This is a genomic window from Micromonospora sp. CPCC 205546 (genome assembly GCF_036902715.1).
Classification (GTDB): domain Bacteria; phylum Actinomycetota; class Actinomycetes; order Mycobacteriales; family Micromonosporaceae; genus Micromonospora.
The window spans coordinates 17,135-31,957 of the sequence record NZ_JBAKHL010000045.1; the positions used below are offsets into that span (position 1 = coordinate 17,135).

At 73.6% G+C, this 14,823-nt stretch carries 17 protein-coding genes; 8 read left to right on the forward strand and 9 right to left on the reverse strand.

Features of this window, described 5'->3' with window-relative positions; translation table 11 throughout:
- Positions 1–6: 6 nt before the first annotated feature.
- Positions 7–795 carry a sporulation protein gene (locus tag V6U77_RS20505; protein ID WP_334607997.1) on the forward strand — a complete coding sequence of 263 codons (789 nt, stop codon included), beginning with the start codon at positions 7–9 and terminating at the stop codon, positions 793–795.
- 93 nt (positions 796–888) lie between these two features.
- Here V6U77_RS20505 and dtd read toward each other — a convergent pair whose 3' ends face one another.
- Positions 889–1,311 carry a D-aminoacyl-tRNA deacylase gene (gene dtd / locus V6U77_RS20510; protein ID WP_334607998.1) on the reverse strand — a complete coding sequence of 141 codons (423 nt, stop codon included), beginning with the start codon at positions 1,309–1,311 and terminating at the stop codon, positions 889–891.
- Positions 1,311–2,795, reverse strand: a complete 1,485-nt coding sequence (locus V6U77_RS20515) for a DUF7782 domain-containing protein (protein WP_334607999.1) — start codon at positions 2,793–2,795, stop codon at positions 1,311–1,313. The genes dtd and V6U77_RS20515 overlap by 1 nt, the downstream gene beginning before the upstream one ends.
- 146 nt (positions 2,796–2,941) lie before the next feature.
- Here V6U77_RS20515 and V6U77_RS20520 point away from each other — a divergent pair, with 146 nt between their 5' ends.
- Together V6U77_RS20520 and V6U77_RS20525 are read left to right on the forward strand one after the other, a co-directional pair.
- Entirely contained in the window at positions 2,942–3,523 is a 582-nt protein-coding gene (locus V6U77_RS20520; RefSeq protein WP_334608000.1) for an HhH-GPD-type base excision DNA repair protein, read from the forward strand.
- A 55-nt stretch (positions 3,524–3,578) separates the two neighbouring features.
- Entirely contained in the window at positions 3,579–4,817 is a 1,239-nt protein-coding gene (locus V6U77_RS20525; RefSeq protein ID WP_334608002.1) for a low temperature requirement protein A, read from the forward strand.
- Positions 4,818–4,826: 9 nt separating this feature from the next.
- Here the strand turns inward: V6U77_RS20525 and V6U77_RS20530 are convergent, their stop codons facing one another.
- Both V6U77_RS20530 and V6U77_RS20535 read right to left on the reverse strand, forming a co-directional pair.
- A complete protein-coding gene (locus V6U77_RS20530) occupies positions 4,827–5,138 on the reverse strand; it encodes a hypothetical protein (RefSeq protein WP_334608003.1) in 312 nt (103 codons plus the stop codon).
- Complete coding sequence (locus tag V6U77_RS20535; RefSeq protein WP_334608004.1) at positions 5,128–5,439, reverse strand: hypothetical protein; 312 nt, start codon at positions 5,437–5,439, stop codon at positions 5,128–5,130. Before V6U77_RS20535 ends, V6U77_RS20530 begins: the two co-directional genes overlap by 11 nt.
- Positions 5,440–5,545: 106 nt before the next feature.
- On the opposite strand from V6U77_RS20535, the gene V6U77_RS20540 reads away from it, so the two are divergent.
- Positions 5,546–5,902 carry a DUF3099 domain-containing protein gene (locus tag V6U77_RS20540; protein WP_334608032.1) on the forward strand — a complete coding sequence of 119 codons (357 nt, stop codon included), beginning with the start codon at positions 5,546–5,548 and terminating at the stop codon, positions 5,900–5,902.
- A 75-nt stretch (positions 5,903–5,977) separates the two neighbouring features.
- On the opposite strand, the gene V6U77_RS20545 is transcribed toward V6U77_RS20540, so the two are convergent.
- Positions 5,978–6,874, reverse strand: a complete 897-nt coding sequence (locus tag V6U77_RS20545) for a carbohydrate kinase family protein (RefSeq protein ID WP_334608005.1) — start codon at positions 6,872–6,874, stop codon at positions 5,978–5,980.
- The gene (locus V6U77_RS20550; protein ID WP_334608006.1) at positions 6,871–7,800 is read right to left on the reverse strand and encodes a pseudouridine-5'-phosphate glycosidase; all 930 of its coding nucleotides are present in this window, start codon (positions 7,798–7,800) and stop codon (positions 6,871–6,873) included. Before V6U77_RS20550 ends, V6U77_RS20545 begins: the two co-directional genes overlap by 4 nt.
- An 87-nt stretch (positions 7,801–7,887) precedes the next feature.
- On the opposite strand from V6U77_RS20550, the gene V6U77_RS20555 reads away from it, so the two are divergent.
- The 3 genes from V6U77_RS20555 to V6U77_RS20565 all read left to right on the forward strand — a co-directional run bounded on the left by V6U77_RS20555 (position 7,888) and on the right by V6U77_RS20565 (position 10,693).
- Positions 7,888–8,106: a DUF3039 domain-containing protein gene (locus V6U77_RS20555; protein WP_089001394.1), complete on the forward strand. Its 219-nt coding sequence runs from the start codon at positions 7,888–7,890 to the stop codon at positions 8,104–8,106.
- 40 nt (positions 8,107–8,146) lie between these two features.
- Positions 8,147–8,812 carry a trimeric intracellular cation channel family protein gene (locus V6U77_RS20560; protein ID WP_334608007.1) on the forward strand — a complete coding sequence of 222 codons (666 nt, stop codon included), beginning with the start codon at positions 8,147–8,149 and terminating at the stop codon, positions 8,810–8,812.
- A gap of 150 nt (positions 8,813–8,962) precedes the next feature.
- Positions 8,963–10,693, forward strand: a complete 1,731-nt coding sequence (locus V6U77_RS20565; RefSeq protein ID WP_334608008.1) for a DEAD/DEAH box helicase — start codon at positions 8,963–8,965, stop codon at positions 10,691–10,693.
- A gap of 313 nt (positions 10,694–11,006) precedes the next feature.
- Here V6U77_RS20565 and V6U77_RS20570 read toward each other — a convergent pair whose 3' ends face one another.
- Both V6U77_RS20570 and V6U77_RS20575 read right to left on the reverse strand, forming a co-directional pair.
- On the reverse strand, positions 11,007–11,240 hold the full coding sequence (locus V6U77_RS20570) for a DUF7455 domain-containing protein (RefSeq protein ID WP_074474066.1): 234 nt from the start codon (positions 11,238–11,240) through the stop codon (positions 11,007–11,009).
- A gap of 244 nt (positions 11,241–11,484) precedes the next feature.
- Complete coding sequence (locus V6U77_RS20575; protein ID WP_334608009.1) at positions 11,485–13,095, reverse strand: RNA polymerase sigma factor; 1,611 nt, start codon at positions 13,093–13,095, stop codon at positions 11,485–11,487.
- Positions 13,096–13,383: 288 nt separating this feature from the next.
- Between V6U77_RS20575 and V6U77_RS20580 the strand changes: the two genes are divergently transcribed.
- Positions 13,384–14,199 carry an inositol monophosphatase family protein gene (locus tag V6U77_RS20580; RefSeq protein ID WP_334608010.1) on the forward strand — a complete coding sequence of 272 codons (816 nt, stop codon included), beginning with the start codon at positions 13,384–13,386 and terminating at the stop codon, positions 14,197–14,199.
- Between the two features lie 49 nt (positions 14,200–14,248).
- Here the strand turns inward: V6U77_RS20580 and V6U77_RS20585 are convergent, their stop codons facing one another.
- Positions 14,249–14,764, reverse strand: coding sequence for a LytR C-terminal domain-containing protein (locus tag V6U77_RS20585; protein WP_334608033.1), 516 nt, complete (start codon positions 14,762–14,764; stop codon positions 14,249–14,251).
- Between the last annotated feature and the right edge of the window lie 59 nt (positions 14,765–14,823).

Sequence of the window (14,823 nt, forward strand, 5' to 3'; positions counted from 1 at the left end):
GTTCTCGTGGTCTTCAAGCGGCTCATGCAGGCGATGGGCGTGGGTGGCCCGTCCGTGGAAACCGTGCTGGCCAACCCGAACTGCCGCCCCGGCGGGCAGTTGGAGGGCGTCATCCACGTGGCCGGCGGCGACCACACCGTCGACGTGTCGTACGTCGCCCTGGGTCTGGTCACCCGGGTCGAGGTGGAGAGCGGCGACAACGACTACGAGACCACGCAGGAGTTCCACCGGCAGGCCGCGACCGGCGCGTTCCGGCTCGACCCGGGGCAGCGCCACGACATCCCGTTCCGTTTCCCCGTGCCGTGGGAGACGCCGCTCACCGAGCTGTACGGGCAGCACCTGCACGGGATGACGATGGGTCTGCGTACGGAGCTGGAGGTGGCCCGCTCGGTCGACAAGGGCGACCTGGACGCCGTGGCGGTGCACCCGCTGCCGTCCCAGCAGAAGATCCTGGAGGCGTTCCTGCGGCTGGGCTTCCGGTTCGCGCGCGCCGACGTGGAGCGGGGCCACATCTACGGCGTACGGCAGAGCCTGCCCTTCTACCAGGAGCTCGAGTTCTACCCGGCACCCCAGTACGCGGGGGCGATCAACCAGCTCGAGGTCACCTTCGTCACGGACCCGCAGCAGATCCAGGTGGTGCTGGAGCTGGACAAGCGCGGCGGCCTGTTCACCGAGGGGCGGGACGCCTTCGGCCGCTTCACCATCGACCACGCCACCGCCGAGCGCACCGACTGGAGCGCGCAGCTCGACGGCTGGATCCGTCAGTCGCTCCAGCGCCGCGGCCTCTTCTCCTGAGCCCTGCTTCCGGCCTCTCCGGTCGGGGCACGAGGGCGACGGGACGGAATCCGTCGTCCCCGTGACCGGCGAGGAGAGGCCGGAGTACGGCGCTCAGAGGTCGAGCAGCACCGTGCGGGGGCCGACGTTGACGCTCTCGACCAGCATGTGGGCGCGGAAGCGCCCGGTCCGCACCGTCGCGCCCCGCTCGCGCAGCGCCTCCACGGCCGCCGTCACCAGGGGCTCCGCGACCTCGGCCGGGGCGGCCGCCGTCCAACTCGGGCGGCGGCCCCTGCGGGCGTCGCCGTAGAGGGTGAACTGGCTGACCACCAGGATCGGCGCGCCGGTGTCCGCCGCGGACCGTTCGTCGTCGAGGATCCGCAGCTCGTGCACCTTGCGAGCCATCGTCCGGGCGGTCTCGACGGTGTCGGTGTGGGTCACCCCGAGCAGCACCAGCAGCCCTTCGTCGATCGCGCCGACCACCTCGCCGTCGACCGTCACGCAGGCCCGGCCGACGGTCTGCACCACGGCCCGCATCAGTCGGTCACCGGCTCGATGAAGCCCCGCTCGACCAGGTGCGCGACGATCGGCCCCGCGGCCTCGGCCAGCTCGCCGGGGGCGACGTCGTGGGCGGCGGCGAGCAGGGCGAGCTGGTCGCCCAGCGCCAGTCGTCCGTCGGCCCCGCCGACCAGGGCTAGGACGAGCGGGTCGATCTCCTCGGTCCAGCGCAGGCCGTGCGGCATGGCCAGCACCTGCCGGTCCACCGCCCAGCCCTCGTCGCCCATGGTGGCCTCCTGCCGCAGCTGGAGGCCGTCGGCGGCCCGGAAACGGGCGGCGAGCAGGCCGTCGGTGTCGCGGGCGCGCAGCCAGTCCTGGCGGTCGAACCACGTGTCGACCCGCTCGCCGAGCGGCGCCTGCACCCGCTGGCGCAGGTCCTCCACCCGCACGAGCGGGTCGTCGTGGCCGCCGCGGCGCAGCGAGACGATGCCGAAGCCGACCGCCTCGACCTTGTGCGCGTCGAACCAGTCCAGCCAGTCGGCCATCCGGCGCGGGTCGGCCGCCTCGCCCACGTCGGTGAGCCACAGGTTGACGTACGCCATCGGGTCGGCCACCTCGCGCTGGATGACCCAGGCGTCCAGCCCGGTGCCGGCGAACCAGCCGGTCACCCGCTCGGCCCAGTCCTCGCCGGTGACGTGCACCCAGTTGGCCAGGTACTGCATCGTGCCGCCCTCGGTGAGCAGGCTCGGCGCGGCGGCGGCGAGTTCCGCGCCGATCGCGTCGCCGACCCGGCCGGAGTCGCGGTACACGTGCGTGGTGGTGCCGGGGCCGACCACGAACGGCGGATTGCTCACCACCAGGTCGAAGCGCCGGCCGGCGACAGGGGCGACCAGGTCGCCGCGGAGCAGCTCCCAGTCCTGGCCGTTGAGCGCGGCGGTGGTGGCGGCGAAGCGCAGCGCCCGCGCCGAGAGGTCCGTGGCGGTCACCCGCCGCGCGTGGGTGCCCAGGTGCAGGGCCTGCACGCCGGAGCCGGTGCCCAGGTCCAGCGCGGTCTCGACGGGCCGGCGGACGGTGGCGCCGATCAACGTCTGCGTCGCCCCGCCGATGCCGAGCACGTGCTCGGAGTGCAGCGGACGACCGGGCCGGGCGCTGGCGGGCACGTCGGCGATCACCCACCAGTCGTCCCCGTACGGCTCCAGGTCCACGCCCATCCGCAGCCCGTCGCCGTGCCGCTCGACCAGGCCCCCGGCGAGCGCCTCGTCCAGTGACAACGGTGCCAGCGCGGCGGCCACGGCGGCCTCCGGTTCGGTCTGCTCGCAGATGAACACCCGGATCAGGGTGCCCAGCGGGTCGCGGTCCTCGGTGGCGCGCAGCGCCGCGCGGAAGTCGTTGCGGGCGACGCCGCCGGTGGCCTGGGCGCCGAGCCGGGTGGCGATGCCGTTGGAGCTGAACCCGGCCCGGGTCAGCGCGGTCCGCAGCGCCTCGACCCCGGCGGGGGAGAGCAACATGTCGTGTCCGTCCACGTCGCCATCCTGCCTGGTGCCCGGCGCCGGTACGCGGCCACCCGGCGATCCTCCGGAGCGCCCGGCGCGTCTCCCGCGACCCGTCCGCGGTACGCGACGCGCGTGTCCGGGTACCGGCCGCTGCGGGTGGTGACAGCATTGACGCCATGACGATCGCACTGCCCATCGACCCCGAGGCCAACCGGCTGCTGCAGCGCAGCCCGCTGGCGCTGCTGCTCGGCATGGTGCTCGACCAGCAGGTGCCGATGGAGAAGGCGTTCTCCTCGCCGCACGTGCTGGCGCAGCGCCTCGGACGTGACCTGGACGCCCGGGAGCTGGCCGGGTACGACCCGGAGGCGCTGGTCGCCCTCTTCGCCCGGCCGCCGGCGCTGCACCGGTTCCCGAAGGCGATGGCGGCCCGGGTGCAGGAGGTGTGCCGGGTCCTCGTCGACCGGTACGACGGCGACGCCGCCCGGCTCTGGTCCGACGTCGCCGACGGCCGGGAGCTGCTGCGCCGCATCGGTGAGCTGCCCGGCTTCGGCGCGCAGAAGGCGCAGATCTTCCTCGCGCTGCTCGGCAAGCGGTTCGGGGTCACGCCGGAGGGCTGGCGGGAGGCGGCGGGCGGCTACGGCGAGGCGGACGCCCACCGGTCGGTGGCCGACGTCACCGACGCGGATTCGCTGCGCCAGGTGCGCGAGTACAAGCAGCGGATGAAGGCGGCGGCGAAGGCGAAGAGCACCGGAGGCTGACGCAACCGACCGTCGGGGCGGTCGTTGTAGCCAGGATGGCGACGACGGGCAGCCGATGACCGACGACCGCGGCGGGCGGTTGCTGCGGCCGGAGAACAGCTCGCCCCGGGCCACCTTCCTGGAGCTCTTCTTCGACCTGGTCTTCGTCTTCGCGCTGACCCGGGTCTCGCTGCGCCTGGTCGAGGGCACCGGTGGCTCCGTGGGGATGCTGCTCGCCGAGATCGGGCGCACGGGCGTGCTCTTCCTGGCGCTGTGGCTGCTCTGGTCGATCACCACCTGGGTCACCAGCCGGTACGAGCCGGAGATGCCGGTGATCCAGTTCGTCGTGGTCGGGACGATGTTCGGCGCCATGGTGATGGCCGTGGCGCTGCCCCGGGCGTTCGAGGACCGGGCGGTCTCGTTCGCGTTGGCGTACCTGGCGGTGATGCTCGTCCGGCCGCTGGTCGTCGCCACGGCCCTGCGCCACCACCCGCGCCGCACGGTCCCGCTGCGGCTCTTCGCCTGGGCGGTCGCGGGGGCCGTGCCGTGGCTGGCCGGGGCGTTCGGGCCGGAGCAGTTGCGCCTGCCGCTCTGGACGCTCGCCATGGTCGTCGACTACGCCGGCCTGCTGCTCGGCTGGCCCTTGCCCCGGCTGGGGCCGGCGCGCACGGCCGGCTGGCTGATCGCCGGTGAGCACCTGGCCGACCGGTACCAGCAGATCTTCCTCATCTCGCTGGGGGAGACCATCCTGGTCATCGGGCTGACCTACAGCGGCGCGGAGTTCACCGCCGACCGGGCCGGCGCCTTCGCGACCGCCTTCGCCACCACGGCGCTGCTCTGGCGGATCTACTTCCACCGGGCGGGTCACCTGCTCGCCGAGGCGCTGCGGGTGGCCCGGTCACCCGGGCGGCTGGGCGCCTCCGCCAGCAGCACCCACCTGGTCATCGTGATCGGCGTGCTGAGCACCGCCGTCGGTTACGAACTGGTGATCGCGCACCCGCACGGGCGGACCGACCCGACCTGGCTGGTCTTCGTCGTCGGCGGGCCGGTGATCTTCCTCGCGGCCCGGGCCCGCTTCGAGTACGAGATCTTCGGCCGGGTGTCCCGGTCGCGGGTCGCGGGCCTGCTGGTGCTGCTCCTGCTGTCGCCGGCGCTCACCCTGGGGCCGCCCATGCTGGCGTTGGCGCTGGTCGCCCTGGTGCTGGCGGGGGTGGCGGCCGCCGACGCGTGGCGCAGCAGGGGGCGCCCGCCCGAGACGGCCGCGTCGCCGCTCGGGACCGGCGGGACCGGCGGGGGCGAGTTCCCCGCGCCGTGACGGGGCGGGTCAGGCGGCGGTCGGCCGGGAGAGGGCGGCCAGCGCCCGCCGGACGTCGGCCAGGGAGACCGTGGCCGAGTCGTCCAGGTCGGCCAGGCCGGCCTCGATCCACTGCCGCATGAGCGTGGTGACGCCGATGCCGCGCGCGTCGGCGGCGGCGCGGACCCGCTCGTACGTCTCGAGCGGCAGGCGCACCGAGCGGCTGACCATGGGATCGTCGGTGTCGGGGGTGGGCAGCTCCACCGACTGGCTTCCGTCGATCAGCTCCGCGAGCCGGTCACCGCCGCTGTGGAACTGCTTGGTGGCGTCGTTACGGTTCATCGTCACCGCCTCCTCGTCGGCGAGATCTCCGCACGGCCTCGTCGTAGCGCTTCGCCTCGACGTCGCTCAGCTCACGGGCGGAGAGGATGTCCCAGTCGTTGTCGGTGCCGTCGGCCTCGGCGAGCAGCACGGCCAGCCGGCGCCCCCGGCGGGCGGCGGCGTAGACGACCATCACGTCGTCGCCGAGGTGCCGGATCACCCGGCGGGTGCTGTGCAGCGCCTCCCAGACTTCCCCGGGCGTGACGTCGTAGACCCTCAGGTTGGCCAACGCCTCGTCGGTGAAGCTGAACCTGCTGCCCACGGCGCGAGCGTACCACGCACGTAACACGGTATCCGCGTGCTGCGATCCTCGCTGATCACCGGCCGGAGGTGACAGGATGGGGGCAACCCCCTCGAGGAGGTCCGTGGTGAAGCGTCAGGCGTACGAGCCGATCCTGATCACCGACGCCGCGCGCAGCCAGGACGACCAGCTCACCAGCCGTCAGAAGCGCTACGTGCTGATGATGGGCATCCGGGTGGCCTGCATCATCGTCGGTGCCGTCCTGGTCATCGTGCAGGCGCCGCTGCCCTGGCTCTGGCTGCCGATGGTGGGCCTGGGCATGGTGCTCATCCCGTGGCTGGCGGTCCTGCTGGCCAACGACCGGCCACCCAAGGAGCAGCACCGGCTGGCCAACCGGTTCCAGCCGCGCCACCGGGACGAGACCCCGCCGATGAGCCTCACCGCCGAGGAACGCCCGCACAAGATCATCGACGCCGAGCCCTGACCCGGCCGGCCCTCGACCGGCGTCGAGCCTGACCCGGCGATCCGAGTTCGGCGTCGAGCCTGACCCCGTCGCGCCTCAGCCGGTGGGGCGGGCGCCGATCTGCGAGACCGCGAGGGCGCCGAGGTCGCCGGCGCGACGCAGCGCCACCGCCGGCTCCGCGCCGTCGAGCCAGGCGGCCAGCAGCCCGGCCGCGAACGCGTCCCCGGCCCCGGTGACGTCGACCACGGCCACCCGGCGGGCCGGCGCCACGGCGACGGAGGCGTCCCGGTCCACCCAGACCGCCCCGGCCGCGCCCTGCTTGACGACGATCCGTCGGGCGGAGGCCGACAGCGCCCGCCCCTGCGCCGCCGGGTCCAGTCCACCGGCCAGCACGGTCGCCTCGTCGGCGTTGACCAGGAGCAGGTCGACCCCGCGTACCCAGGACAGGAAGGCCGCCGCGCCCACCCGCCGCAGCGGGGCGGCGGAGGCCGCGTCGACGCTGGTGGTGAGCCCACGCTCGCGGGCGGCGGCGAGCGCCCGCAGCCCCGCCGGCCGGCTCTCGGCGTCCAGCAGGGTGTAGCCGGACAGGTGCAGGTGCCGTGCGTCCGGCGCCGCGGCCAGCGCCGCGTCGACGTCGTGCGGGGCCAGCCGCAGGTTCGCGCCCCGCTCGGTGATCATCGACCGCTCGTCGGCGGTGGCCAGCACGATGACCGTCCCGGTGGCCCGCTCCGGGCACACCCTCGTCGCGCAGACGACCCCCACGCGCTCCAGCTCGGCCACCCGGTCCCGCCCGGCGTCGTCGTCGCCGACGGCGCCGACGAGCGTGACCGGTACGCCCTGCGCGGCGAGCCAGGCCGCGGTGTTGGCGGCCTGCCCGCCGCCGCTGAACCGGATCGCCGCCGGGGTGTCCGATCCGGTGGCCATCGGCCCGGCCAGCACCGCCACCACGTCGGTGATCAGGTCACCGACGACGAGGACCCGCCCCGCGGTCATGCCTTGGCACGGCGGGCGGCCGCGGCGACGGCGATCCGGGCGGCGAGGTCGGCGTTGCGCAGGATGATCCGGACGTTCACCGCCAGGCTCGCGCCCTCGGTCGCCGAGTGGAAGTGCGCGAGCAGGTAGGGTGTCACGGCCTTGCCGGTCACCCCGTCGCGCTCCAGCAGGGCCAGCCCGTCGGCCAGGGTCCGGTCGTGCAGTTGCGGGTCGAGCTGCTCGTCGGTCGGCAGCGGGTTGGCCACGATCAGGCCGCCGTGGTGCGCGCGGTGCTGCTCCCGGGCCGCCAGGACGTCCGCGACCTGCTCGGCCGAGTCCAGCGACCAGTCCAGGTCGAAGCCGCCGTCGGTGATGAAGAAGCCGGGGAAGCGCCGGGTCCGGAAGCCGACCACGCCGACGCCGAGGGTCTCCAGCCGCTCCAGCGTGGCGCCCACGTCGAGGATCGACTTGACCCCGGCGCAGACCACCGCGATCGGCGTACGGGCCAGGGTGACCAGGTCGGCCGACTCGTCGAAGGTCTGCGCCGCCTCCCGGTGCACGCCGCCGAGGCCGCCGGTGGCGAACACCGCGATCCCGGCGGCGGCGGCCACCGCGCTGGTCGCGGCCACGGTCGTGGCGCCGTCCGCGCCGGTGGCAGCGGCGAGGGCGAGATCGCGTACGGAGAGCTTGGCGACGCCGTCGACGGTGGCGAGCCGGGTCAGCTCGGCGTCGTCGAGGCCCACCACCAGCCGCCCGCCGACCATGCCGATGGTCGCCGGTACCGCGCCCGCGTCCCGTACGGCCTGCTCGATCTCGCGGGCCACCCGCAGGTTGTCCGGCCGGGGCAGGCCGTGCGAGACGATGGTGCTCTCCAGGGCGACGACGGGACGCCCGTCGCGCAGGGCGTCGGCAACCTCGCTGCCGTAGCGGATGTGAAAGTCGGTCACGTCACCACCGTACGGCCCCCGACCGGGCGACCTGCAGTGGACCGGAGCGGGGGTGACCTGCCAGACTTGACGGTCGGAGGTGCAGAAGTGAGCACAGAGGTTCTCGAGCGTCCGGAGCTGAAGGACGCCGACACCGGTCCCGAGATGTTCCACTACGTGCGCAAGGAGAAGATCGCCGAGAGTGCCGTCATGGGCACCTTCGTCGTCGCGCTGTGTGGGGAGACCTTCCCGGTCACCAAGGCCGCCAAGCCCGGTTCGCCGGTCTGCCCGAAGTGCAAGGAGATCTACGACTCCTGGGGCGAGTGAGCGTGGGCGACCCTCCCGGTCGCGCACGTAACCTTCGCCGGTGACCACCTCCACCGCCCTACTCCTCGCCGACCTCACCGGGGTGGCGGTCTTCGCCGCCTCCGGGGCCTCCGCGGCGGTGGCCAAGCGGCTCGACCTCTTCGGCGTCGTCTTCGTCGGCTTCGTGGCCGCGCTCGGCGGCGGGATCTTCCGGGACCTGGCGATCGACGAGGCGCCGCCGCTGGCCTTCGGCGACTGGCGGTACGCCGCCACGGCCGCCGTCACCGCCGCCGCCGTCTTCTGGCTGCATCCCCAGTTCGCCCGGCTGCGCACCACCGTGCTGGTGCTGGACGCCGCCGGGTTGGCGCTGTTCACCGTCACCGGCACGGTCAGGGCCCTCGACGCCCAGGTGCCGGCGGTCGGTGCCTGCGTGATCGGCATGCTCACCGCGATCGGCGGCGGCCTCGGCCGGGACCTGCTCACCGCCGAGATCCCGGTCGTGCTGCGCCGGGAGATCTACGCCGTCGCCGCGCTCGCCGGCTCGGTCCTCGTGGCGCTGCTGGACGCCCTCGGGCACGCCAACGCCGGCTGGCTGACCGCGGCGGCCGCGGTGGTCTTTCTGCTGCGCCTGGTGGCGCTGCGCCGGCGCTGGTCGGCGCCGGTGGCCACCCTGCGCGCCCCGCGTACGGAGACGCGGCAGCCACCGGTGAACCCGGTGCCCGAGTGACCAGCGTGGCGTCGGCTGGGTCGGGCGGCCCGCGCTGGTTATGCTGAGTCGGCCTTCGCGGCACCATCTGCGCGGAGGCGTTTTCATGGGCGGCGGTACCCGTGGCCCTCGCCCGGGGTCCGCCGTCAGGCGGTCGGAGAGGAGCTTCCCGTGGCGGCCCGGTTGCCGGCGATCGAGACGTTTCCGGCACTGCGCGCATGGCAGCGCAAGGCACTCGTGGAATACCTGCGACGGCGGGACCCCGACTTCACGGCGGTCGCCACCCCGGGCGCCGGAAAGACCACCTTCGCCCTGCGGATCGCCGCCGAGCTGCTCGCCGACGGCACCGTCGAGGCGGTGACCGTGGTGGCTCCGACCGAGCACCTGAAGACCCAGTGGGCGCAGGCGGCGGCCCGGGTCGGCATCCAGCTCGACTCCGCGTTCCGCAACGCCGACCTGCACTCGTCCGCCGACTTCCACGGCGCCGTCGTGACGTACGCGCAGGTGGGCATGGCGCCGCACGTGCACAAGCGGCGCACCCTCACCCGGCGCACCCTGGTCGTCCTCGACGAGATCCACCACGCGGGGGACAGCCGCTCCTGGGGCGACGGGGTGAAGGCGGCCTTCGAGGGCGCCGAGCGCCGCCTGATGCTCACCGGGACCCCGTTCCGCTCCGACGACAACCCGATCCCGTTCGTCAGCTACGAGCGGGGCGGCGACGGCCTGCTGCGCTCCCGCGCCGACTCCGTCTACGGCTACGCCGACGCGCTGCGCGACGGCGTCGTGCGGCCGGTGCTCTTCCTGGCGTACTCGGGGGAGACCCGGTGGCGCACCAACGCGGGGGAGGAGTTGGCGGCGCGGCTCGGCGAGCCGATGACCCAGGACCTCGTCGCGCAGGCGTGGCGTACCGCCCTGGACCCGGCGGGCGACTGGATGCCGCAGGTGCTGCGGGCCGCCGACGCCCGGCTCACCGTCCTGCGCAACGCGGGGATGCCCGACGCCGGCGGGCTGATCATCGCCAGCGACCAGCAGTCCGCCCGCTCGTACGCCAAGCTCATCGCGCAGGTGACCGGCGAGCGCGCGGCGGTGGTGCTCTCCGACGACGTGGGCGCCTCGGCGCGGATCGCCACGTTCGCGTCGTCCGAGCAGCGCTGGCTGGTGGCGGTCCGGATGGTCTCCGAGGGTGTCGACATCCCCCGGCTGGCCGTCGGCGTCTACGCGACCAGCGCCAGCACCCCGCTCTACTTCGCGCAGGCGATCGGCCGCTTCGTGCGCGCCCGCCGTCCCGGCGAGACCGCCTCGGTCTTCCTGCCCAGCGTGCCGCACCTGCTGGGGCTGGCCAGCGAGATGGAGGTCGAGCGGGACCACGTGCTCGGCAAGCCCAAGGACCGCGAGGGCTTCGACGACGACCTGCTGGAGCGGGCCCAGCGCGACGACCAGGCCAGCGGCGAGTTGGAGAAGCGCTTCGCCGCGCTCTCGGCCACCGCCGAGCTGGACCAGGTGATCTTCGACGGCGCCTCGTTCGGCACCGCCGCCCAGGCCGGCACCCCCGAAGAGGAGGAATACCTGGGCCTGCCGGGGCTGCTCACCGCGGACCAGGTGTCCCTGCTGCTCACCAAGCGGCAGCAGGAGCAGCTCGCCGCCCAGCGGCGGCGGGCCGCCAGGCCGGCTGAGGCGGCCGCTGAGGCGCCCACAGCGCCGCCGGCACCGATGAGTGCCGCCCAGCGTCGGGTCGCCCTACGTCGCCAACTGAACGCCCTCGTGGCCGCCCGGCACCACCGCACGGGGCAGCCGCACGGGAAGATCCACGCGGAGCTGCGCCGTCTCTGCGGCGGACCGCCGAGCGCCCAGGCCACCATCGAGCAGCTCGAGGAACGCATCGCGACCGTCCAGACCCTCTGAGGTCGAGACGCTCCGACGTCGAGCTCTCCGACGTCGGGACATCCGGACGCTCCGGCCCTGGGCCGGTCCACGGGCTCTAAGCCGGTCCGCGGCTCTGGGCCGGTCCGCCGCCCTGGGCCGGCCGGGCCGTTGCGACGGCCCGCGGCCCTGCGGCCGGGCCATTGCGACGGCGTGGGGCCTACGACGCCCCGGATCGCTGCAGACGGCCCCGGAGCGAGCCCGCGACGGGTCGGATCCCGGATCCACGCAAAAACCGGCCGGAGGCCCCCTCGGGGGCCTCCGGCCGGCTATGTCGTCAGTGCTGCGGAATCTCTCAGTTCGCCATCAGATCGGCGCCACGCCAGCTGAACTCCGGGTCCGTCGCGAACCGCACGGTGATCTTCACGAGATCCTCCGCGTACTTGTTCGCGTGGTGCCCACAGAACACCAGTTCGCTCCCACCCGCCAGAGTGATCCGGAGCTTGCCGGCAGCATTGCAGCGGTCGCACCGTTCATCGGCGGCTGGGGGAGCCACCGTCTCGGGCGGCGGCGTGAGGGTCGGGGTCATCGCCTTCCTCCTCTGGTCGTCACCGATGAACAATCTCTTCGGTCGTTGCTCACCTATCGTGCAACACCCTGTCCCGGCGCTGCCTTCCCTGTGTGCCCGCGGGGGACCGAGGTCACACATGGCAGGGACAGTGTGCCGTGCACCAAGGGTGCCACGTCAACGATCACAATCGTGCAACCGGACGATCACCTTCCGACGTTGCACGCCAGGTGGTCAAAACGACACGTTCGGTTGACGATCCCGATCAGTCCAGGTAATCCCGGAGCACCTGCGAACGCGACGGGTGACGCAGCTTGGACATCGTCTTGGACTCGATCTGCCGGATGCGCTCCCGGGTCACCCCGTAGACCTGACCGATCTCGTCCAGCGTGCGCGGCTGGCCGTCGGTCAGGCCGAAGCGCAGGCGTACCACGCCCGCCTCACGCTCGGACAACGTCTGCAGCACCTGCTGGAGCTGGTCCTGCAGCAGCGAGAACGAGACCGCGTCCACCGCGACCACGGCCTCGGAGTCCTCGATGAAGTCGCCGAGCTGGCTGTCGCCCTCGTCGCCGATGGTCTGGTCCAGCGAGATGGGCTCCCGGGCGTACTGCTGGATCTCCAGCACCTTCTCCGGTGTGATGTCCATCTCCTTGGCGAGCTCCTCCGGCGTGGGCTCGCGACCCAGGTCCTGGAGCAGCTCGCGCTGGATGCGGCCGAGCTTGTTGATGACCTCGACCATGTGCACCGGGATGCGGATGGTGCGGGCCTGGTCGGCCATCGCCCGGGTGATCGCCTGCCGGATCCACCAGGTGGCGTAGGTGGAGAACTTGTAGCCCTTGGTGTAGTCGAACTTCTCGACCGCGCGGATCAGGCCGAGGTTGCCCTCCTGGATCAGGTCGAGGAAGGCCATGCCGCGACCGGTGTAGCGCTTGGCCAGCGAGACGACCAGGCGGAGGTTGGCCTCCAGCAGGTGGTTCTTGGCGCGCTCGCCGTCGCGCGAGATCCAGCCCAGGTCCCGCTGCATGTCGCGGGTGAGCTTCTCCTCGCCCTCCTCGGCCGCGCGCAGCCGCTCCGCGGCGTAGAGCCCGGCCTCGATCCGCTTGGCCAGCTCCACCTCCTGCTCGGCGTTGAGCAGCGGGACCTTGCCGATCTGCTTGAGGTAGGCCCGGACCGAGTCGGCGGAGGCGGTCAGCTCCGCGTCGCGGCGCGCCTGCTTGAGCGCCTCGGACTCCTCGTCGTCCCACTCGAAGTCGTTGTCGCTGGCCGAGTTGGCGGCGTCGGTCTCGGCGGCCCGGGTCAGCTCCGCCGGCTCCTCGACGACCACGTCCTCGATCGCGGCGGCGAGCTCCTCCGGGTCGATGTCGCCCTCGGCGCCCTCACCCTTGGCCTTGCCGCCGGCCTTGGTCGGCTTGGCGCCGGCCGCGGCGACCGTCGCCTTGGTGGCCCGGGTCGCCTTGGTCGCCTTCGCGGGCGCGGCGGCCTTGGCGGCCACCTCGGCGGTGGTCCCGGCGGCCTTGCGGGGGGCGGCCTTGCGCGCGGCGGGCGCCGGGGCCTCGTCGGCGGCGGGCGCCTGCTTCGGGGCGGGCGCGACGGCCTTCTTGGTGGTCTTGGCGGTGGTGGCCCGGGACGCCGGGGTGGCCGATCGGGCGGCGGCGACGCGGCGGCGGGTGCTCGCCGAGCCGTCCACCACCACGGTCACTCCCGCCTCGGAGAGCGCCCGCAGGATCTTCTTGGCCTGGGCCGGAGTCACCTCGGCGGACTCGACGGTGCGCGCGAGCTGAGCCGACGTGAGCTGGCCGCCGGCGCTCTGCGCGTGGGCGATCAGAGTGTCGGTGAGCGAGCGAACGTCGGCGCCGGTCTGGCGGGGTTCTGTCACGAATGACCTTCCGGAGGCGAAGAGCGAGCACGGCCGGGTCGTCCGACGCAGAACGGGGCACCGTGCCGGGCGATGTGGTTGAGGGACCCCCGTGTCCCGGGCCGGCCGGTCGTGGCGGTCCGTCGCAGCGTGGGCAGGGGTGAATTGTAACGCCGTCTGCGGCGATCATCCGTCGCCGCACGGCCGACCGGCGGCGGGGACCGCCGATTCGACGTAGATGTGGACTTTGTAAGGATGGTACCCGCGCGTGACCCGGAACACCCCGGCCGTGCGGGAAGGGGACGAACCATGGATCGTTCGGCGCCGTCGGAACTGCTGGAGATCGCGGTCGACGTGGCCCGGGACGCGGCCGCGACCGCGCACCGGATGCGTGTCGAGGGCGTGTCGGTCGCCGCCACCAAGAGCACGGTCACCGACGTGGTGACCGCCGCCGACCGGGCGGTCGAGCGGCAGGTGATCGACGCGCTGCGCCGGGTGCGGCCGGGGGACGCCGTCCTCGGCGAGGAGTACGGCGCGGGGGAGACCGGCCCGGTCGGCCCCGGCGGTGTCCGCTGGATCGTGGACCCCATCGACGGCACCGTCAACTACCTCTACGGGATCCCGCACTACGCGGTGTCGCTCGCCGCCGAGGTCGACGGCGAGGTGGTCGCCGGGGTGGTGCGCAACATCAGCACCGGCGAGGAGTGGACGGCCACCCTCGGCGGGGGCGCCTGGCGCGACGGCGAGCGGCTGCGCTGCTCCACCGAGACCGACCTCGGCCAGGCGCTGGTCGCCACGGGGTTCGGCTACGAGCCGGAACGCCGGGCGCACCAGGCCCGGGTGATCACCGAGTTGATCCCGCACATCCGCGACATCCGCCGCTTCGGCGCCGCCGCGCTGGACCTCTGCCTCGCGGCGGAGGGGCGGGTGGACGCCTACTACGAGAAGGGGCTCGCCGCCTGGGACCAGGCGGCCGGCGCCCTGGTGGCGACCGAGGCCGGACTGCTGGTCGCCGGGCTGGGCGGGCTGCCGGCCGGGCCGGACCTGGTGATCGCCGCACCGGCCGCGCTGTTCAAGCCCCTGCACGACCGCCTCGCCGACCTGGACGCCTCGGGCGGTCCCTGACCGGCCGTCGCCGCGCCCCCGCTCGATCCGGGGGCGCGGCGGGAGGCGGTCAGTCGTCCTCGGTCATCGGGCAGGAGCCGGGCGGCGCGACCGGGGCGCCGAGGTCGCCCAGGGACTGGTTGACCTCGGTGGTGGTGGCGAGCTGCTGGAAGCCGCTGCCGAGCACCACGTCGACGACGTCGTCGGTGCGCTCGGCGTTGTACTCCCACTCGGCGTTGTCGAGGAAGTACGCCCGCAGCAGGTGGGCGGAGCCCACGCCCTTGGGGCCGTACCGCAGGACCGCGACGTCGTCGATCTGCTTCTTCTCGTTGCCGACCTTCTTGACCTGGAACTTGCGGTTGCGGAAGTCGTCCGCGACGGTGTTGGCCCGGCCCGGTTCGTCGGTCGCGTTGTAAACGTTGATCTTGACGTCCTTGTGGTCCCGCAGGGTCACGTCGGCCAGCGGCCAGCCCTCGGGACAACCTCCGGCGAGGCCGGCGCTGCTCTGGGTGTCGCGGACCAGCGCGACGACCACGAAGACGAGGGCCAGCACCGCCAGCAGGCCGACGACAACGAGTGCTCGCACTCGCGCAAAGCTCATCAGGGCGCTCCCCGGACAGTGGTGGGTGGTGGCGGCCGCCGGTG

What these genes read in the sequence shown, in the direction of transcription:
- dtd (WP_334607998.1), bottom strand. Translation starts at nt 1,311, where the DNA reads ATGCGGGCCGTGGTGCAGACCGTCGGCCGGGCCTGCGTGACGGTCGAC.
- V6U77_RS20520 (WP_334608000.1), top strand. Translation starts at nt 2,942, where the DNA reads ATGACGATCGCACTGCCCATCGACCCCGAGGCCAACCGGCTGCTGCAG.
- V6U77_RS20525 (WP_334608002.1), top strand. Translation starts at nt 3,579, where the DNA reads ATGACCGACGACCGCGGCGGGCGGTTGCTGCGGCCGGAGAACAGCTCG.
- V6U77_RS20530 (WP_334608003.1), bottom strand. Translation starts at nt 5,138, where the DNA reads ATGAACCGTAACGACGCCACCAAGCAGTTCCACAGCGGCGGTGACCGG.
- V6U77_RS20545 (WP_334608005.1), bottom strand. Translation starts at nt 6,874, where the DNA reads ATGACCGCGGGGCGGGTCCTCGTCGTCGGTGACCTGATCACCGACGTG.
- V6U77_RS20570 (WP_074474066.1), bottom strand. Translation starts at nt 11,240, where the DNA reads ATGACCCCGACCCTCACGCCGCCGCCCGAGACGGTGGCTCCCCCAGCC.
- V6U77_RS20580 (WP_334608010.1), top strand. Translation starts at nt 13,384, where the DNA reads ATGGATCGTTCGGCGCCGTCGGAACTGCTGGAGATCGCGGTCGACGTG.